At 70.9% G+C, this 18119-nt stretch carries 15 protein-coding genes, 1 tRNA gene and 2 pseudogenes; 7 read left to right on the forward strand and 11 right to left on the reverse strand.

The features are described 5' to 3' along the window. A complete protein-coding gene (locus tag ACTWLI_RS02820) occupies positions 1-894 on the reverse strand; it encodes a hypothetical protein (RefSeq protein WP_445155190.1) in 894 nt (297 codons plus the stop codon). Positions 895-924: 30 nt separating this feature from the next. Continuing rightward, positions 925-1731 (reverse strand): DUF998 domain-containing protein, encoded by an 807-nt coding sequence (locus ACTWLI_RS02825; RefSeq protein ID WP_445155191.1) that lies wholly within the window; start codon positions 1729-1731, stop codon positions 925-927. A gap of 85 nt (positions 1732-1816) precedes the next feature. Here ACTWLI_RS02825 and ACTWLI_RS02830 point away from each other — a divergent pair. From ACTWLI_RS02830 to ACTWLI_RS02840, 3 genes and pseudogenes are all read left to right on the forward strand, one after another. Further along, positions 1817-1889: transfer RNA gene (locus tag ACTWLI_RS02830), tRNA-Arg, on the forward strand. A 1-nt stretch (position 1890) separates the two neighbouring features. Then, positions 1891-2361, forward strand: a pseudogene (locus ACTWLI_RS02835) (DUF6314 family protein); the annotation flags it as partial. Then, positions 2353-2757, forward strand: a pseudogene (locus ACTWLI_RS02840) (NUDIX hydrolase); the annotation flags it as partial. The pseudogenes ACTWLI_RS02835 and ACTWLI_RS02840, both read left to right, overlap by 9 nt. An 83-nt stretch (positions 2758-2840) precedes the next feature. Here ACTWLI_RS02840 and ACTWLI_RS02845 read toward each other — a convergent pair. Beyond that, positions 2841-4754, reverse strand: coding sequence for an ABC transporter ATP-binding protein (locus tag ACTWLI_RS02845; RefSeq protein WP_445155192.1), 1914 nt, complete (start codon positions 4752-4754; stop codon positions 2841-2843). Next, the gene (locus tag ACTWLI_RS02850) at positions 4751-6421 is read right to left on the reverse strand and encodes an ABC-F family ATP-binding cassette domain-containing protein (protein WP_445155193.1); all 1671 of its coding nucleotides are present in this window, start codon (positions 6419-6421) and stop codon (positions 4751-4753) included. Before ACTWLI_RS02850 ends, ACTWLI_RS02845 begins: the two co-directional genes overlap by 4 nt. Positions 6422-6675: 254 nt before the next feature. Between ACTWLI_RS02850 and ACTWLI_RS02855 the strand changes: the two genes are divergently transcribed. Genes ACTWLI_RS02855 through ACTWLI_RS02870 form a run of 4 tightly spaced genes read left to right on the forward strand, consistent with a single transcriptional unit; the run spans position 6676 to position 9605 of the window. Then, a complete protein-coding gene (locus ACTWLI_RS02855) occupies positions 6676-7398 on the forward strand; it encodes a hypothetical protein (RefSeq protein ID WP_445155194.1) in 723 nt (240 codons plus the stop codon). Continuing rightward, a complete protein-coding gene (locus ACTWLI_RS02860) occupies positions 7395-8135 on the forward strand; it encodes a hypothetical protein (RefSeq protein WP_445155195.1) in 741 nt (246 codons plus the stop codon). Before ACTWLI_RS02855 ends, ACTWLI_RS02860 begins: the two co-directional genes overlap by 4 nt. Further along, entirely contained in the window at positions 8132-8914 is a 783-nt protein-coding gene (locus tag ACTWLI_RS02865; protein ID WP_445155196.1) for a hypothetical protein, read from the forward strand. Before ACTWLI_RS02860 ends, ACTWLI_RS02865 begins: the two co-directional genes overlap by 4 nt. Continuing rightward, positions 8907-9605: a hypothetical protein gene (locus tag ACTWLI_RS02870; RefSeq protein WP_445155197.1), complete on the forward strand. Its 699-nt coding sequence runs from the start codon at positions 8907-8909 to the stop codon at positions 9603-9605. The genes ACTWLI_RS02865 and ACTWLI_RS02870 overlap by 8 nt, the downstream gene beginning before the upstream one ends. Before the next feature lie 207 nt (positions 9606-9812). On the opposite strand, the gene ACTWLI_RS02875 is transcribed toward ACTWLI_RS02870, so the two are convergent. The 7 genes from ACTWLI_RS02875 to ACTWLI_RS02905 all read right to left on the reverse strand — a co-directional run bounded on the left by ACTWLI_RS02875 (position 9813) and on the right by ACTWLI_RS02905 (position 17923). Further along, a complete protein-coding gene (locus ACTWLI_RS02875; RefSeq protein WP_445155198.1) occupies positions 9813-12836 on the reverse strand; it encodes an alpha-mannosidase in 3024 nt (1007 codons plus the stop codon). Positions 12837-12964: 128 nt separating this feature from the next. Continuing rightward, positions 12965-13834 (reverse strand): formate dehydrogenase accessory sulfurtransferase FdhD, encoded by an 870-nt coding sequence (gene fdhD, locus ACTWLI_RS02880; protein WP_445155199.1) that lies wholly within the window; start codon positions 13832-13834, stop codon positions 12965-12967. An 84-nt stretch (positions 13835-13918) separates the two neighbouring features. Then, positions 13919-15406, reverse strand: a complete 1488-nt coding sequence (locus tag ACTWLI_RS02885; protein ID WP_445155200.1) for a molybdopterin molybdotransferase MoeA — start codon at positions 15404-15406, stop codon at positions 13919-13921. Beyond that, complete coding sequence (locus tag ACTWLI_RS02890; protein ID WP_056739032.1) at positions 15403-15690, reverse strand: DUF6457 domain-containing protein; 288 nt, start codon at positions 15688-15690, stop codon at positions 15403-15405. The genes ACTWLI_RS02885 and ACTWLI_RS02890 overlap by 4 nt, the downstream gene beginning before the upstream one ends. Beyond that, positions 15674-16348, reverse strand: a complete 675-nt coding sequence (gene mobA, locus ACTWLI_RS02895; RefSeq protein ID WP_445155201.1) for a molybdenum cofactor guanylyltransferase — start codon at positions 16346-16348, stop codon at positions 15674-15676. Before mobA ends, ACTWLI_RS02890 begins: the two co-directional genes overlap by 17 nt. Before the next feature lie 73 nt (positions 16349-16421). After that, complete coding sequence (locus tag ACTWLI_RS02900; protein ID WP_056739934.1) at positions 16422-16922, reverse strand: HNH endonuclease; 501 nt, start codon at positions 16920-16922, stop codon at positions 16422-16424. A gap of 233 nt (positions 16923-17155) precedes the next feature. Further along, positions 17156-17923, reverse strand: coding sequence for an NlpC/P60 family protein (locus ACTWLI_RS02905; RefSeq protein WP_445155202.1), 768 nt, complete (start codon positions 17921-17923; stop codon positions 17156-17158). Positions 17924-18119 lie beyond the last annotated feature (196 nt).

The following is an 18119-nucleotide window of genomic DNA, read 5'->3' on the forward strand; positions in this document are numbered from 1 at the left end:
TCAGGCCACCTGTCCCGCGGACGTGGCGAGGAATTCGCGGGCGCCAAGCAGCCGCCACTGCAAGGTGGTGGCGATGTCGCCAGGGGGCACGTCTTCCAGCACCAGCGCGTGGTCACCGCCGGTGGTCCGTACGGAATAGAGCCGGTCCGCCAGCGCCCAGACATCACCGCTGCTGTACGCCGCAGCACCGCTGGCCGCGCCGACGAGGGGCGCCGGGCCCGCCGACACCTGCAGATGCACGGTGCAGCGCGGGGCCAGGACGGCGTCCCGAAGGTCCTGCGGCACCGCGGCGCCGCCGGTCCCCTGCAGGTCCCGCGGATCCAGTCTCCTTCGGCCCCCGGCCGGTAAGCCCGTCGGGCGGGTAGCGCCGGCAGCGGCGCGGAGTCCCGGGACCTCGGGGAGGATCCGCCGCACTGCCGCCCAGGCGTCCTGTTCCTCGAACAGGGCCACTTCCACGGCGTCATCAACACCGACGACGTCCACCGGGCTGGTTTCCGGACCCTCCGGGGTGCGGACCCGGCGCCGGTAGGCCACGGCAACGCCCCGGCCGCCGGCCAGGCCGAGGTCCGTGTGGACCGAGCACTCCCCGGTCCGGGCGACGGCACTGACACGGACCGGGGCGCTGACGGCGATCATGACCGCCAGCAGCCACGGCTCCCGGATGGCGCCGTCCGCGCCGCTGATGCCGGCAGCGGCCAGTTCGGCGGCGAGCCTGCCGGTGTCCGCCGGGTCGAGTGCGCCCAGCGCCCGGGCGGGCGCCGACCGTTCGTAGCCGGCGACATCCACTTCCGGTTCAGCGGCGAGCGTCCGCAGCGTACGGTCGACGGCCAGCGCCCAGGCCAGCCCGCTGATCCTGATGATGCCCGAGGCAGGATCCCCAGCTCGTTCCAACACGGTTCCCCCAATAGGTATGACGTCCTGCGCTCACGCTACCGGCGAAACCGGATCCGCGGGATGGGGAGATCTCCCCCGCAGCCGCTCCTGCTTGCGCGCCACCAGTTGCTGCCGCACGCGCTGCGCCACCACCAGCCCCAGCGCAGCCATGCCAATCGTGATCGGATAACCCATCAGGCGCTCCAGTGTGCCCGGCTCCGGCACGCGCATGCCGGTCAGGCCGCCGGCGGCCAGGGACGCCAGCGACACCGCGCCGCAGGCCAGGATGAACCAGCCCAGCGGCGTTTGCCGCCGCCACAGCCAGCCGACCAGCAGGAGCGCCAGGCCGCCGGCCGCGAAATACAGCAGCGCGCCGACCAGGTGCCAGACGGAGCCGGCGTCTTCCGGGACCAGCCCCACGATCACCGTCCCGGCCCCGGCGCCCGCGCCGAGGACCCGCGCCGCGAGGGCGGCAACCGCCGTCGACCGCCAGCCCGACCCAGCGGCGAGCCGAGCCCCGGCCCTGGCCGCGACGCCGACCACGGCGGAGGTCAGCAGCAGCGCGCCGACGATCATGCCCAGGCCCTGCACCACGAAGGACGCGTTCATCAGCAGGTGCGCCGGGGAACAGACATCCCGGCCCGAGAAGGTACCGCAGCCCAGCGCGCCGAGATCGCTGATGTAGCCGGTGCGGCGGCTGTACGGCTCCGGTCCGGCCCAGGCGCCAATCACCGCTGCCTCGGCGACGAAGTACTGCAGCACGCTCAGCTTCGCGAGCGCCCCGACGTAACTTCGGGTGGAGGCGACGTCGGGCACGAAGATGGTCTCCGCGGACGCGGCGGGGGCAGGGGCGCTCATGCCAAGAGCGTAGTACGCGTCCTCACCTTGTATGCTGGTAACCGTGTCCGGACGGGCCGGCCGGCGGCCGGGCGGCAGGACACGCGCCCTCGTAGCTCAGTGGATAGAGCACGGCTCTCCTAAAGCCGGTGTCGTTGGTTCGATTCCAATCGAGGGCACTTGGACTCCCAACCAGCAGGCACGGACCCGTCCGGCGGCCCGCACTTTGACCTCCGCGCCTACCTGCTCGGCAGCTGGACCGTCACCCGGACCCTGCTGGACCGCGCCACGGGCAACCGCGGAACCTTTGCCGGCGTCGTCCGCTTCACCGAAACCTCCGACGGCGGCCTCCACTTCCACGAAGAAGGCACCGTGGCGTGGACTCCCGAGGGCGGCGCCCCGTTCACGGGCCCGGCCACCCGCGACTATCTGCTGCGGCCCTCCGCGGCGCCGGACACGATGGACATGTTCTTCCCCGACGGCAGGCCCTTCCACCGCATCGGGTTCGGCGGGCACAGCCGGGACAGCCACTGGTGCGACCCGGACCTGTACCGGGTGGACTACACCAGGACCGGCCCGGATGAGTTCCGCTACCGCTGGGACGTCACCGGCCCGGCCAAGGACCTGCTGCTCGAATCGGCGCTGCACCGCGGGGCGAATCCGCTGATCGTGGTGTCGGCGGTCTGCGTATTCGACGCCGCAGGGCGCCTGCTGACCGTCCGCAAGCGCGGCACGGACAAGTTCATGCACCCGGGCGGGAAGCCCGAGGCCGGGGAGACCGCGGCGCAGGCGGCGGCCCGGGAGCTCGAAGAAGAAGTCGGGATCGTCGTCGCGCCGGAGCAGCTGCTGCCGTTCGGGAGCTGGCTCGCGGACGCCGCCAACGAGGCCGCCACGCAGATCGAGGCCACAGTCTTCACCGCGCCGGGCCACTGGGACGCGCGGCCCTCGGCCGAGATCGCCGAGATCCGTTGGCTGGACCTGGCCGGACCGTGGCCCGATGACCTCGCACCGCTCCTCACCGACCACGTCCTGCCCCTCCTCGCCGCCGGAGGCCCGCACGGACAGGGTCCGGACCGAAACGATCCGGACGGCCCGGATGCCCGGGGCCTGCGGGCGCAGACCCCGGGAGCCTAGAGCTCGGGCACGGCCTCGGCGGCAACGGCGGTGGCCTCGGCGAACTGGGTCCGGTACAGCTGCGCATAACGGCCGTCGGCGGCGAGTAGCTCGGTGTGGGTCCCGCGCTCGACGATGTTCCCGCCCTCGACCACCAGGATGGCGTCGGCGGCACGGACCGTGGAGAGCCGGTGCGCGATCACCACGGCGGTGCGACCTTCAAGCGCCGCGCCCAGCGCCTCCTGCACGGCGGCTTCGTTGGTCGAGTCCAGGGCGGCCGTCGCCTCATCGAGAATCACGACCCGCGGGGCCGCGATGAGCAGCCGGGCAATGGTCAGCCGCTGGCGTTCGCCGCCCGAAAGCCGGTAACCGCGCTCCCCCACGATGGTGTCCAGACCGTCCGGCAGGGAGCGGATCATGTCCTCGAGCCGGGCCTGGCGCAGCACCTCCCACATCAGTTCCTCGCTCGCACCGGGGCGGGCCAGGCGCAGGTTCGCGGCGATGCTCTCGTGGAAGAGGTGGCCGTCCTGGGTCACCATCCCCAGGGTCTCGCGCATCGAATCGAAGGTCAGGTCGCGGACGTCCACGCCGGTGCCGGGCTCGGTGCCACCGAAACGGACGGCGCCGGAGTCGACGTCGTACAGCCGGGCCAGCAACTGGGCAATGGTGGACTTGCCGGCCCCGGAGGACCCCACCAGGGCCACCGTCCGGCCCGGTTCAACCCGGAAGCTGATCCCGTGCAGCACTTCCTCGCCGCCCCGGGTATCCAGGGTGGAGACGTCCTCGAGGGAGGCCAGGGAAACCTTCTCGGCCGAGGGGTAGGAGAACCGGACGTGGTCGAACTCCACGGACAGGGGCCCGCGCGGGGATTCCACGGCGTCCGGCTTCTGCTGGATCAGCGGCTTGAGGTCCAGGATCTCGAAGACCCGCTCGAAGCTGACCAGGGCGCTCATGATCTCCACCCGGGCACTGGAGAGCGCGGTGAGCGGGGCGTAGAGGCGGGTGAGCAGCAGCGCCAGCACGACGACGTCGCCGGCGGCGAGCTGCCCGGCCAGGGCCAGCCAGCCGCCCAGGCCGTACACCAGCGCCAGGGCCAGGGCCGAGACGAGGGTCAGGGCGGTGACGAAGGTGAACTGGAGCATCGCTGTGCGGACTCCGATGTCCCGCACCCGGCCGGCGCGCACGGCGAATTCATGGGATTCCTCGTCCGGACGGCCGAAGAGTTTCACCAGCGTGGCCCCGGGCGCGGAGAAGCGCTCGGTCATCTGGGTGCCCATAGTGGCGTTGTGCTCGGCCGCCTCGCGCCGCAACTCAGCCAGCCGGGAGCCCATCCGCCGGGCCGGAATGAGGAAGATCGGCAGCAGAATCATGGCCAGCACCGTCACCAGCCACGACTTGTTCAGCATCACCACGAGGGTGAGGGCCAGTGCCACGACGTTGCTGACGACGCCGGAGAGGGTGCCGGCGAACGCGGACTGGGCGCCGATGACGTCATTGTTCAGGCGGCTGACCAGGGCTCCGGTGCGGGTCCGGGTGAAGAACGCGATCGGCATCTTCTGCACGTGGTCGAAGACCCGGGTGCGCAGGTCCAGGATCACGCCTTCGCCGATCGTCGAGGACAGCCAGCGCGTCACCAGACCGAGCCCGGCCTCGGCGACGGCCACGATCGCGATCAGGACCGCCAGCCAGATCACCGTCCCGGCGTCCGTTTTGGCGATGATCGCGTCGACCACCTGGCCGGCGAGCACCGGCGTGGCTACCGCCAGGACCGCCATCACGATGGAGAGCAGCACGAACGCGATCAGCCGGTTGCGGTGCGGACGGGCGAAGCCGAAGACACGCTTGACCAAGGCCTTCGAGAAGGTCCTGGAGCCGTCGGCGCCGCGGGTGATGTTGTAAAGGGAGCTCCAGGCCACCCGGTCCATGCTCATTTGTCGGTGCCTTTCGGGGCGGTGGTGACCAGCTGTTCGGTGACGGTGCCATCGGCGACGTGCCAGCGCGCGTCGAGGCGCACGTTTTCCAGCAGCCGGCGGTCGTGCGTGACCAGCAGCAGGGCGCCGTCGTAGCTTTCGAGGGCTTCCTCGAGTTGTTCGATCGCGGGGAGGTCCAGGTGGTTGGTCGGTTCGTCCAGGACCAGCAGGTTCACGCCGCGGGCCTGCAACAGCGCCAGCGCGGCGCGGGTCCGTTCGCCGGGCGAGAGCGAGTCGACGGTCCGGGAGGTGTGGTCGGCCTTGAGGCCGAATTTGGCCAGCAGGGTCCGCACCTCCGCCGGGGTGTAGTCCGAAAGCACGGCTTCGACGGCGTCGGCCAGTTTGAGGTGGCCGGCCAGCAGCCCGCGGGCCTGGTCGATTTCGCCGACGGCCACGGAGGCGCCCATGGAGGCGTCACCGGCGTCGGGCGTCCTCGCCCCCAGCAGCAGGCGCAGCAGGGTGGACTTGCCGGCGCCGTTGGGTCCGGTGATCCCGATCCGTTCCCCCGCGTTGAGCTGCAGGTTCACCGGCCCCAGGGTGAAGTCCCCCTGGCGCACGACGGCGTCGCGCAGGGTCGCGACGACGGCGCTGGAGCGCGGTGCCGCCCCGATGCTGAACTGCAGCTGCCATTCCTTGCGGGGTTCCTCGACTTCCTCGAGCCGGGCGATCCGCGACTCCATCTGCCGGACCTTCTGGCCCTGCTTTTCAGAGGACTCGGTGTTCGCGGCCCGGCGGATCTTGTCATTGTCGGGGCTCTTCTTCATGGCGTTGCGCACGCCCTGGGAGCTCCACTCGCGCTGGGTGCGGGCGCGGGCGACGAGGTCGGCCTTGGTGGAGGCGAACTCCTCGTACCGTTCCCGGGCATGCCGGCGGGCGACGGCGCGTTCCTCAAGGTAGGCGTCGTAGCCGCCGTCGTAAACGGCGACGGCGTTCTGGGCGAGGTCCAGTTCCACCACGGTGGTCACGCAGCGGGCCAGGAACTCCCGGTCGTGGGAGACCAGCACGACGCCGCCGCGCAGGCCGCGGACAAACGCTTCGAGTTTGGCGAGGCCGTTCAGGTCCAGGTCATTGGTGGGCTCGTCCAGGAGCACGACGTCGAAGCGGCTCAGCAGCAGCGCGGCGAGCGCCACCCGGGCGGCCTGGCCGCCGGAGAGCCCGGTCATCGCGGCGTCCTGCCCCACCTCGAGCCCCAGGTCCGCAAGCACGGCCGGGATCCGGTCCTCCAGGTCCGCGGCGCCGGAGGCCATCCAGCGGTCGAATGCGGCTGAGTAGGCGTCGTCGGAGCCGGGCGCGCCGGTGGCGAGCGCCTCCGCCGTGGCTTCCATCTCCGCCGTCGCCTGTCCGCAGCCGGTGCGCCGGGCGATGTAGCGGGCGATCGTCTCGCCCTCGATCCGTTCGTGTTCCTGCGGCAGCCAGCCCACGAAGGCATCCGCCGGGGCCAGGCTGACGGTGCCTTCCTGCGGCTGGTCCACGCCGGCCAGCAGGCGCAGCAGCGTGGACTTGCCGGCGCCGTTGGCGCCCACGACGCCGACGACGTCGCCGGGGGCGACGGTGAGGGAGAGTTTGGAGAAGAGTGTGCGGTGGTCGTGACCACCGGAGAGATCCTTGGCAACAAGGGTTGCAGTCATTAGTCCATCCTCTCACCGTGGCCCAAAACGGCGGCCCGCGGACTAGGGCCCGATTCCGCCGCGATTCCGCCGGGATTCCGCCGGGCATAGAAGAACCCGCCGGTCCGGACTTGGGGGGTGTACGGACCAGCGGGTTCGAGCAACTAGCATAGTTGAAGATGGCAGGCAGGCAAAATCGCTAGTCGTCCCCTGCTCGTCCCCGTGATGCCCGAAATTTTGCACGCCCGTTGTTCAACCAGGCAGGAAGCCCCTAGATGCCCTTACCCGCCAAGGCGTTCCAGCACTGGCTCCACAGTGTCGCGCCGGCGACGAGTACCGCCGACATCTGCCGGATTTCCGGCGTCAAACGCACCACGCTGGCCCAGCAACTCGTGCGCGGCAAGGTGGCGGAGGCCACCCTGGTGAGCATCAGCCGGGCGCTGGGCCTGAACCCGGTGGACGGTCTGGCCGGCTTCGAGAGCTACGCGGGTCTGCGGGACACGTCCCGGCCACCCACACAGGCGGAGCTGGTCAGCCAGATCGCCACCACGGACCTGCTTCGCGCCGTCATCGCACGTACCGGCGGCGGAGGCGAGGCTACCGCCGCTCTCAGCCCCGCCCCGCATGCCACCTCGGTGCGCAACTGGGTGGACGCGATCGACGACGGCGACGTCCGGCACCGGGTGTCGGCAGCCACAGGGGTCGCGCCGCAGAATTTCTCCGCGCAGCTGACCGCCAACCGGCTGGCTCCGGAACTGGCCGTCGCCACGTCCCGCGCCGCAGGGGTGGGCCTGGCCGGCGGACTCGTCGCCACCGGCCTGATCACCGAGGCGGAGGCAGGATGGGCCCCGGGCGCCCGGCAGGCCGCCCTGGAGGCGCTCTCCGACGGTGAGCTCGCAGCCCTGGCCGGGGACCGGCTCCAGGCGCTCGGCAAGGCCCTGCGCCGGCAGGAGCAGGAACAGGCCCAGACCGAGAAGATCTGGGAGAACCTCGGATGATTGTCACGGCACTGCAATGGGGCACGCTCGCGATCTGCGCCCTGGTGGCCCTGGCCCGGATCCCCAGCGCCCGGCGGGGCGAGAACCGGCCGGTCTTCTACATCCTGCTGCTGCTGATTGTGGCCATCCTGCTGAGCATCGAGGAACCATACCAGGCGATCGACCGCTTCTTGGGCGGCGTCAACCTGGCCAATGTCGTGCTGCGCTTCGTGGTTTTTGCGGCCGTATTCTTCCTGGGACTGCAGATCGCCAAAGGGTTCGGGGCCGAGGACGCCCGCCGCTTCCTCACCGGCAAGGTCGGCATTGGCGTGGCTGTGCTGTCGTCGGCGGTGGTCATCGGCTTCTTCCTGATGATGGATACAACCGGATCATCGGCCGGCCTGGTCGACGTCGCGGCCAAGAGCGGGCGCAACCGCGCGCTGGTCGAGTACTACGGTGCGGCGGGCCGGCTTTATCCGTCGTTCGTGCTGCTCGCCCTCCTGCCCGCGATGGTGCGGACGGTCCGTAGCCGGCTCCCGCTGATCATCCGCGGCAGCGCTGTCTCTATGGCCGTCGGGTCGGTGGCCACCGCGCTGAGCCTGGGGTTCCCGCTGATCCCGCCGGGATTCGGTTGCTGGCGGTTTGTCATCAATTACACCGGCATCCTCTGCCTGGTGCTGGGGCTGGTCCTGATCTGGGCGGGGCGGCTCGCGGCACGGCGCCTCCCGCGGCCCCCGGCAGGCGGCGTAGCGCCGTGACCGAGATCCTGCAGTGGGCGGCGCTGGTGGTCTGCGGGGGCGTTGCCCTTGGCCGTCTGCCGGATGCCGCCCGGGGACGCAACCGCTCCATTTTCGGGGCATTCCTGCTGGCGGCCTTCGCCATCCTTTTGAGCATCGACGGCTCCTACCTGGCTATCGATGCCTGGCTGGGCGGGGAAAACTACGCAAATCTGATCCTGCGGTTCTTCGTCTACGGGGCGGTGGCGCTGGTCGGCTACCGCACCGCCCGGGCTTTCGACGACGGCAGGGCCGCGCGACGCGTCGCCGGACCGGCCGGGCTAGCCGTTCTCGGCGCCGTCGCCGCGGCCACCACGGTGTTCTTCCTGCTCGCCGACACATCCGGCTCGGCCACGGGCCTGGGCGGGCTGTCGCTGCGGAGTTCCTCGAACGCCCAGCTGATCGGCCTCTACGCGACGGCGGGACGGGTCTATCCAGCGTTCGTGGCCGCCTGCCTGCTCCCGTCCACGGTGCGTGCGACGCGCAGCCGGCTGCCGGCCGCGATCCGGGCCGGGGCCCTGCTGCTGTCCGTGGGCTGCGCTGCCCTAGTGGCCGCAGCCGTGTACCCGCTGCTGCGGGCCAATGTGACCGGCGCGCAGGCGACCATCAATTTCACCGCCGTTCTGGGCATGAGCCTGGGGCTGGCCACCATCTGGCTGGCGGGCCGGGCTGCGGCCCGCACGTCCGCCCGTCCGCGGGGCGCCGCGGAGCCGGGCCGCGAAGAACCGGGGCGCGGGGCGCGGAATGCGCCCCATGCTTGAGTGGGGCACCCTCCTGGTGTGCGGTGTCGCTTTGCTGGTCCGGGCACCGGACGCCCTGCGCGGACACAACCGCTCAGTGTTCGGGATCCTGCTGCTCGCGATGCTCTGCAGCGTGCTGAGCATTCCCGGCCCCTACCTGGCGATTGACCAAGCGCTGGGCGGCCGGAACCTGACGAATCTGATCCTGCGCTACATCGTCTTCGGGATGGTCTTTATGGTGGGCCTAAGGCTCGCCACGGGACTCGGCGACAGCGACGCCCGGCGCCTGCTCACCGGCCGTCCGGGCCGGTGGGGTCTGGCTGCGGCCTGCGTCGCGGTGGGTCTGGCCTTCTGGCTGATGGACACCCAAGGGTCCTCGGTGGGGCTGCTGGAGACGGCGGACACGGCCCGGAACGCCGCCCTGGGTCCCTTTTACGCTGCCGCCGGCCGCAGCTACCCGGCCTTTGTCTCGGTGCTGCTGCTGCCGGCATTGCTGCGCACCGTCAGGGCCCCGTTCCCCCGTCTGGTGCGGGCCGGCGCCGCCGCCACCCTGACCGGAAGCGTAGCGGCGGTCCTTTCGGTGCCGGCCTCCTTCGCCCCGGACGGCTGGGAACCGGCGCAGCTGGTGGTGAACTTCGCGGCGGTGCTGGGCTATGTGCTGGGGCTGTTGGTTTTCTGGATTTCCGGCAAGCGCGGCCAGCTACGCAGATAACGCTCCTGCAACGTTCCGTTAAAAGTCAGCCCTGGCGTTCACAAAATCATTAGAGCGTGACACAATCATGAATGTGTGAAAGCGCAAGCCGGTTTCGTGAATGGGGATTCAGTCTTACGAGCCGGGCTTGCGTCCAAGCGCCATTGGGGGGATGAGTGGTAGCGGTCCGACAGGACCGCTCCCACTCAGCCTGTTTAAGCCCAGATTTTAGCGGCGGAACCTGACGGTGACTAGCTGGAACGGCCGAAGCACGAGGTCCACCGCACCGTGCCGGATCGTCGCACCGGGCGCCTCCACCGGGCGTTCCAACAGGTCCACCGCTTCTGCCGCGGACGTGCCGAAGTTCGCCGCCACCGTCGCCGCCGAGCGCTCCCCCAGGGATTCGTAGAGCCGGACAATCACGTCGCCCGAGCCGTCCTCCGCGAGTTTCAGCGCTTCGACCACCACGGCGGCGTTCGACACGGTGACCAGCGGCTCCACGCCGCGGCCCCCCGTGACCACACGCGGGGCGAGGTTGGTCCGGTAGCCCTCTTCGACAGCGTCGGCGACGCTGGCGCCGGGCCGGACGGTGACGGTCAGCTCATGTGGGCCGCGGTCCGCGTCCGGGTCGGGGAACTTCGGCGCGCGCAGCAGCGAGACCCGGACGGTGGTGGTGGTGCCGCCGTCGGTCTCCCGGACGTGCCGGGTGACGTCGTGACCGTAGCTGGCATCGTTGGCGACAGCGACGCCGTACCCAGGCTCGGCCACGTGGATCCACCGGTGCGCGCAGATCTCGAATTTGGCGGCCTCCCACGAAGTGTTCAGGTGGGTCGGCCGGAACACGTGGCCGAACTGCGTCTCCGAGGCGGACCGGTCCGCCCGGACGTCGAGGGCGAAGCCGAGCTTAAGCAGTTTCTCGCGCTCCTGCCAGTCCACTGCCGTGGAGATCACCAAGGACGCCGCGCCCGGCTCCAGCCGGATCCGCTGTGTCACCGCCGAGGCTCCGGCCAGCCGTTCCACGACCACCGTGGCGCCGCCGCCGGAGCGCTCCAGCGCCACGGAACGGGCCTCGGTCAGCGGCGTGACGTTGCGGCGGTAAAAAGCGTCAATGTCCCAGGCGTCCCATTCGTTCGGGGTGTCGCGGTGGAGTTCGAGAAGGTTGCCGTACTCCCCCGGCGCAATCGCGTCCCGACCGCTGGCATGGTCCAGCAACGAGACCAGGAGGCCGTCGGCGTTCACCACGGCCCGGATGACGCCGTTGTCCAGGATGTAACCGCCCTGGGCGGCGTCCGCGCGCACGTCCGCTTCGGCCCGGGCGGGCAGGCCGGCGGCGAGCGCCGGGACCCCGTCGCGCGGGTGCGGGGCGGCGTTGAGCAGGAACTCCTGGCTGCCCGGGCCCAGCACGGCGGCAGCGGCGTCGGCGATGACCGCCTCGAGACGGCGGGCGACGGCGTCGTAGTTCCGTTCCGCATCCTGGTGCACCCAGGCGATCGAGCTGCCGGGCAGGATGTCGTGGAACTGCTGCAGCAGCACCAGGCGCCAGAGCCGCTTGAGTTCGGCCGCCGGGTATTCCGCGCCGGCCCGGACCGCAGCGGTGGCACACCACAGTTCGGCTTCGCGCAGCAGGTGCTCACTGCGCCGGTTGCCGCGTTTGGTGTTTGCCTGGCTGGTGTAGGTGCCGCGGTGCAGCTCAAGGTAGATTTCGCCCACCCAGACCGGCAGGTCGGGATACTCGGCCTCGGCGGCGGCGAAGAAATCCTCGGCCGACCCCATCCGCACCCGGGGCGATCCTTCCAGGTCCCCGGTCCGGCGTGCGGCCGCCAGCATCTCGCGGGTGGGACCGCCGCCGCCGTCGCCGTACCCGAACGGGAGCAGTGACATGGTCCCGCGGCCGTGGTCCCGGTAGTTGCGTTCCGCGTGGGCGAGCTCCCGGGCGCTGACCTCGGAGCTGTAGGTGTCCACCGGCGGGAAGTGCGTGAACAGCCGGGTCCCGTCGATGCCCTCCCAGTTGAACGTGTGGTGCGGCATCCGGTTGACCTGGTTCCAGGAGATCTTCTGGGTCAGGAACCAGCGGCTGCCCGCGGCCTTGACTATCTGCGGCATCGCCGCGGAGTACCCGAAGGTGTCCGGCAGCCAGGCTTCCCGGCATTCGACGCCGAACTCCGCCAGGAAGAAGCTCTTGCCCTCGAGGAACTGGCGGGCCATGGCCTCGCCGCCGGGCATGTTGCTGTCCGCTTCGACCCACATGCCGCCCACCGGGACGAACTGGCCGGTCTTGACCTTCTCGCGGATCCGGCCGAAGAGTTCAGGGTAGTACTCCTTGATCCAGGCGAGCTGCTGCGCCGAGGAGCAGGAGAAGACAAAGCCGGGGTCCTCGTCCATCAGCGCCACGACGTTCGAGAACGTCCGCGCGCACTTCCGGATGGTTTCCCGGACCGGCCATAGCCAGGCCGAGTCGATGTGTGCGTGGCCGGTGGCCACCAGTGTGTGGGACGAGGCGTAGGCCGGCCGGCCCAGCACGCCGGCGAGCGCGGCCCGTCCGGCGGCGGCGGTGCCGGCCACGTCATCCGGGTCCATGACGTCGAGCATCCGCTCCAGTGCCCGGAGGATCTCGTGCCGGCGGGGCAGCTCCAGGGGCAGTTCGTGCATCAGCCCGCTGAGCGCCGCGATGTCCTGCTGCAGTTCCCAGACGGCCTGGTTGAGTTCGGCGACGACGATCGGGCCCAGCCGGTACTGCGGTTCGGAGCCTGCGGTTGCCTTATCGCCATACGGGGTGGCGGCGAAGGTCCAGCCCTGGGACAGGTCCGGGTTCGCCGCGGCCTCGACGTAGAAGTCCACCGACATGCCGCTGCCCAGCAGTTTCAAGGGAATGTACCGGTTCCGCGGGGAGATCGCCTTGATCACGGTGCCGTCGGCCCGCCAGGCCGTCCCCTCGCACTGGAACCCGGGCAGGTCCGCGCTGAAGCCCAGGTCCACGAGGATTTCCACCGCGGTGTCGGGGCCGGCGCCCCAGGCATCGGGGACCTCGCCCTGGACCCGCAGCCACTTGGTACTCCAGGGGCTCCCCCAGAGGGCACCCTGTTCCTGCGGTCCGAACTGCTGGCGCATGGCTTCGAGCGCGGGGACGGGTTCGCCAGGAGCGTCCCAGCTGCTGAGCCGGAGCGGAGCGCTGCGCGGGTAGACGTCGGGGATGATGCGTTCGCGGACAAAGCGGTCCAGCCGGACTTCCGTGAGACGGCGGTCGTCGTGCAATGTGATCCTCTTAGCGCTGGGGCGGGTGCTGCCGAGCCGGGCCGGGCCTTGTGTCCAGTCGTTGGATAAAATCTACCCGCGCAGCGTTGAATAACCAACGACCGCCGGCGGCCGCGCGTCCGGGCGGCTTAGCCGACGGCGGCGGGCAGGGAGATCCGTTCGTGCCCGGCATAGACGTTCAGGGTGGTTCCCCGGCTGAACCCGGCCAGCGTCATCCCGCTGGCGGCGGCCAGCTCGACGGCCAGGCTGGAGGGCGCGCTGACGGCCGCCAGCACCGGAATCCCGGCCAGGGCGGCCTTCTGCACCAGCTCGAAGGATGCCCGGCCGGAGACCTGCAGCACGGTGCCGCGCAGCGGCAACAGGCCTTCGCGCAGCGCCCAGCCCACCACCTTGTCCACCGCGTTGTGCCGGCCGACGTCTTCGCGCAGGCAGAGCAGTTCGGCCGAGCCGTCGTCGGCGATCCGGAACAATCCTGCCGCGTGGACCCCGCCGGTGGCGTCGAAGACGGCCTGGGCCTCGCGCAGCCGGTCCGGCAGCAGGGCCAGGGTTTCCACCGGCACGTTCAGCGGATCCGCCGCCGGGCTGAAGTGCGAGGACTTGTGCACGGCGTCGATCGAATCGGTGCCGCAGATCCCGCAGGAGCTTGAGGTGAAGACGTTGCGGCCGGTATCGGGACGGACGACGTCGGGGCGCAGCTGCGCCTCCACGACATTGAAGGTCTGGACCCCGTCCTCGTCCTCGCCGGCGCAGAAACGGAGCGAGACGAGCTGTTCGGGTTCCCAGATGACCCCCTCGGAGACCAGGAACCCGGCCACCAGGTCGAAGTCGCTGCCCGGGGTCCGCATTGTGACGGAGAAGGAGAGCTGGTCCAGCCGGATTTCCAGGGGCTCCTCCACAGCCAGGACGTCCTCGCGGTGCCGCACCGGGAACTCCAGGGCCTGCGGCGAGCCGTCCAGAACAAACTTGTGCACCTTGCGGCGCTGTGTCACGCGGCCCATCAGATACTCCTCATTAGCATTGCGTTCGGATCCCGCCGGTTGCCGCGGCAGGTCCCTGAATCCATCATCACCCCGGGTGCGCGGTCAGCCAAGCAGCTCGCTCCAGTCCACCGGACCGGTGGCTGCCGGCTTGCGGGCCGGGCGTTTCGCGGCGGGCTTAGCCGGAGCCTTGGCGGCTGCGGGGTCGGGCAGCGCTTGGCCCCAGGGCAGGGCGAAGGCCGGCACCGGCTCCCCCAGCTGCACGCCGTGCGGCGGGACCACCAGGACGCCGTCGGCCGCGGCGAGCCCGCGCATCATGCCCGGGCCGGTGTGCTGGGCCGGCGACGCCATGCCGTAAAGCATCCGGAACGGCATCAGCCGGGTGCGGCCGGGGTCCGGATCAAGGGTGGACCCGCACGGCACCTCGGTCACCGGCGGCAGCGGCCGGTGGCCCAGCGCCGCCAGCAGCGGCGCACCGATCGTGGACAGCGCCATCATGGCAGCGAGCGGGTTGCCCGGCAGCCCGATGACGAACCGCCCGTCGGGCAGCTCGGCCAGCACCGCCGGGTGGCCGGGGCGCATCGCGATGCCGTCAATGAGGAGCCGGCCGCCTAGCTCGGCGACCGTGCGCCGGAGGTGGTCGGTGCCGGAACGCCCGGTACCGCCGGTGGTGATCACGACGTCGGCCGGCAGCGGTTCCGCCGCTTCAGGCGGCGCTGCCGCTGCGGCGTCCACGGAAGCGGCGGCGTCCGTGCCCGGGGCGGTGTCTTCGAGGGCGGCGAGCCAGTCGGCGTCGCTGTCGCCGATCTTGAGTTCCTCCGTGCAGATGCCGCCGAGCATGCCGACGACGGCGGCCAGCTGCGGGCCGAACGTGTCGCGGACCTCGCCCGGGACCGGGATGCCGCTGCGGATCACCTCTCCGCCGGTGAGGACCAGCCGGACCACGGCCTTGCCCACAACCGGGAGGGCGTCGTGGCCGGCGAGGGCGGCCAGCGCCAGGTGCGCGGGGTTGAGCACGGTCCCGGCCCGGATGAGCACGTCGCCGGCGGCCGCCTCCTCGGCCGCCTTGCGGATGTGTTCGCCGTTGCGCGGTTCACCGGGCCGGGCACCGGCGCCAAGCCTGAGCACCGGCAGCCCGTCCTCGTCGGGGCCGATCTCCCCGCTCTCGCCGCGCAGCACCGCCTTGGCGCCGGGCGGCACCAGGCCGCCGGTGACGATCGGGCTCGCCTGGTGCGGGGCGAGCCGCTGCCCGGGATCGGTGACGATCCAGGGGCCGCTGCCGTTGACCGCCCAGCCGTCCATGGCCGAGGACGCGTAGTGCGGCATGTCCTGCGCGGCGGCGAGGTCTTCCGCCAGCGTCCGGCCCAGGGCCTGGCGCAGCGGTACCGGGGCGGACGGGATGGGGGCGGCGCAGTCGTAGGCAAGCTGCCGGGCCTCCTGCCAGGTGTGCGCCAGGTGCCGGTGTGCAACGTTCCCGGCGTCAGGTTCGCCGGAGCCGGGTTCGCCGGAAGCAGGTTCGCCGGGAATGATGTGGCCGGGTCCGGGGCCGCCGGCTGCTGCGCCGCCGGTGGCGGCAGGTGGCTCGGGGGTCATGCCCCGGGGGCCTCGGCGGCGGCGTGCTCCTTGGCGAGTTTCCGGGCGACGCCCATGGCAGCCTGCATGGCGACGCCGTCGTCCGCCTGGCCGGAACCGGCAGCGAGCCCGGCGGCGAAGCCGGCAATGAAGGTGGTCAGCGGCGCCGCCGGGCGGACCACCGAGTGCGCGGCCACCCCGGCGAGGCCCAGCACTTCGTTGATGTCGATCTCGATGTCTTCGAGCTCAAGGGCCTGGAGCAGCGCGCGGCACCACTCCTCGAGGGTTTCATCCTGGCTCTTCACCGTTTGCCTCCAAAGTCGGGTTGGGCCGCAACGCCCCGAGGGGACCGGGACCGGGCTGGGACACTCCCAGCGCGGCTGCATCGTCCCAGGTATCCACATCGTCTGTGGAGCCCGGCGGGACCGGGATGCTCCGCAGCTCCAGACTAGCAAGCAGACCGAAGACCGAACCGCCCGAGAGGGTGCCGCGGCGGTCCGCGTCGGCCACCGCACGTTGTAGCACGCCTGTGTCATACACCGCGGCGAGGGGCTGGATCCGGCCGTCCGCGGAGACGGCTACCGCGCCGTCACACCGGGTCGCCTCCGGGCCGGCCAGCGCGGCGAGCAGGGACTGCACGGCGGCGGCGGCGCGCGGCATGTCGCAGGCGAGCACCAGGGTCAGGGGCGCCGCCGGCTGGCCGCCCCTCCCCCGGGCCAGGGCGGAGAGGCCGGCGGTAAGCGCGGCAGCGGGACCGGAGAACGGCGGGTCCTCGCGGCAGCTGAGCACCCCGGGCGGTAGGCCACCTGGATCCGGGCCAACAACAACCGTGCGCCGTGCCCCCGCCGCAGCCTGCAGGGCGCGGTCCAGCAGGCTCACCCCGCTAACGGTCAGCTGTGCTTTGGGCACACCGCCGAGCCGGGAGGACCGGCCCCCGGCCAGGATCACAGCATCGAAGTCCACCAGCCCAGCCTAGCCGGGCCCCGGCCGGCGCGGCGGCACCGGCTGCCGCAGCGGCGGCTCAGGCAGCAGCTGCTCAGTGCGCGCGCTCGGGAAGCAGGAAGGGGTCCCAGGCCGGCGTCGGCTTTTCGAGTTCCTTGATCTGCCAGATGGTGCCCTTCGGCGGCCCGGGCACGAAGCTGAGCTTCCAGCCCATTTCGGCCGGGGTGTGGTCGCCCTTGGCGTTGTTGCAGCGCAGGCAGGCAGCGACGAGGTTCTCCCAGGAGTCGGCGCCGCCGCGGGATTTGGGCTGTACGTGGTCGATGGTGTGGGCGGCTTTCCCGCAGTACGCGCAGTGGTGGTTGTCGCGGCGGAGCACGCCCCTGCGGCTGACGGCCGTCAGGGTGTTGTAGCGGGGCCTGATGTACCGGTTCAACAGGATCACCGAGGGGCGTCCGAGGATGTCCTGCGGACCGACCACGGGGTCATCCCCTTCGGCCACCACACTGGCCTTTCCGGTCAGCACAAGCACCAGCGCCCGGCGGAAGGTGACTACCGCCAGCGGCTCATATCCAGCGTTCAGAACGAGAGTGCGCATCCGCATACCTCTTCACGGCCGCACCCGCCAGGGGCACGAGGGCCGGCTGCCCTGTGCATGGTCGGGCTATGGATCGACACCACAAGAGTAAACACCGATGGCCGGGATTGCCGAATTTTTTTCTCCGTCGGAAGCGCGCGGCGACGGCTGCCGGGCTGCTCCGGAAACGCAAAGGACCCCTGCCGCTAAGGCAGGGGTCCTTCACACAGTTACCGGCGGGGCCGGGTTTGGTCTTAGCCGCCGACGCGGATGAAGACCGGGCCGGAGCCGACGTTGACGCTGTACAGCGCGGTGGTTCCGCCGTTCCAGCCGCCGTGCACGGCCATGCCGTTACCGACGTAGACGGCGATGTGGGCCATGCCCATGCCACCGTTCTGGTAGTAGGCGAGGTCGCCCGGCTGCGCTTCGGCGGCGCTCACGGTGCGGCCGAGGGACAGGTAGCCGGCCGGCCAGCCGTGGTAGTTGACGCCGACGGCGGCCAGTGCGTTGGTGGCGAGCATGGTGCAGTCCTGGGAGACACCGATCTGCGCGTAGGCGGCGGCGGCGATCGAAGCACCCATGCCGCTGACGGCTGCGGGTGCCTTCGTGGCCAGGGAGGCGGTCGCGGCGGTGCCGGTGCCGGCGGCAGCGGTGTCCGTGGCGGCAGCCTTGCTCTCCTGGACCTCGACGACAGGCTTGGGCGCCTCGACGACCGGGCCCGGCGCGGTGGTGACAGCCGGCTTCTCGTAGGAGATGGCGATGCTGGAGGCCGCGGAGATGGTGGCCGGAGCGTTGGACTGAACCTCCGTGGCGGAGGCGGAAGCCGATTCACGCTGAACGTTGGTCTCGGCAGCGTTGGCTGCGATACCGCTGGTCAGAACCAGGCCCGAGGCGGCAGCGATAACCGCAGCCTGGCGACCCATACCGCCGGCGTTCTCGCCTACGGCCTTAGCAATGACAGCCAGCGAGTTGGTCTTGGTGACCTCTGCGCGGTGGCGTGCAGTAGTTGCACGAGTAGTCATTTAGTTCTCTCTTTCGTGATCCTGGTGTCCGCGCAACAAGGCGGGACAAAAGGACGCTCCGGCATCTTGGGGGTACGCCGGATCGCCCCGAAACGGGTTTCTTTAGCGAAGGGTGTACTGCGAAGACGCGCCAAAAGCGGGAACTGCGTTCAGAACTCCGGACCGGGCGCCGGCAAGGGCAACGCGGGACACGGAG

The organism is Arthrobacter sp. Hor0625, assembly GCF_052567525.1.

Bases quoted from the DNA above. Each gene is read 5' to 3' on its own strand.
- ACTWLI_RS02825 (WP_445155191.1), bottom strand. From the start codon at position 1,731: ATGAGCGCCCCTGCCCCCGCCGCGTCCGCGGAGACCATCTTCGTGCCC.
- ACTWLI_RS02845 (WP_445155192.1), bottom strand. From the start codon at position 4,754: ATGAGCATGGACCGGGTGGCCTGGAGCTCCCTTTACAACATCACCCGC.
- ACTWLI_RS02850 (WP_445155193.1), bottom strand. From the start codon at position 6,421: ATGACTGCAACCCTTGTTGCCAAGGATCTCTCCGGTGGTCACGACCAC.
- ACTWLI_RS02855 (WP_445155194.1), top strand. From the start codon at position 6,676: ATGCCCTTACCCGCCAAGGCGTTCCAGCACTGGCTCCACAGTGTCGCG.
- ACTWLI_RS02860 (WP_445155195.1), top strand. From the start codon at position 7,395: ATGATTGTCACGGCACTGCAATGGGGCACGCTCGCGATCTGCGCCCTG.
- ACTWLI_RS02870 (WP_445155197.1), top strand. From the start codon at position 8,907: ATGCTTGAGTGGGGCACCCTCCTGGTGTGCGGTGTCGCTTTGCTGGTC.
- fdhD (WP_445155199.1), bottom strand. From the start codon at position 13,834: ATGGGCCGCGTGACACAGCGCCGCAAGGTGCACAAGTTTGTTCTGGAC.
- ACTWLI_RS02885 (WP_445155200.1), bottom strand. From the start codon at position 15,406: ATGACCCCCGAGCCACCTGCCGCCACCGGCGGCGCAGCAGCCGGCGGC.
- ACTWLI_RS02900 (WP_056739934.1), bottom strand. From the start codon at position 16,922: ATGCGCACTCTCGTTCTGAACGCTGGATATGAGCCGCTGGCGGTAGTC.
- ACTWLI_RS02905 (WP_445155202.1), bottom strand. From the start codon at position 17,923: ATGACTACTCGTGCAACTACTGCACGCCACCGCGCAGAGGTCACCAAG.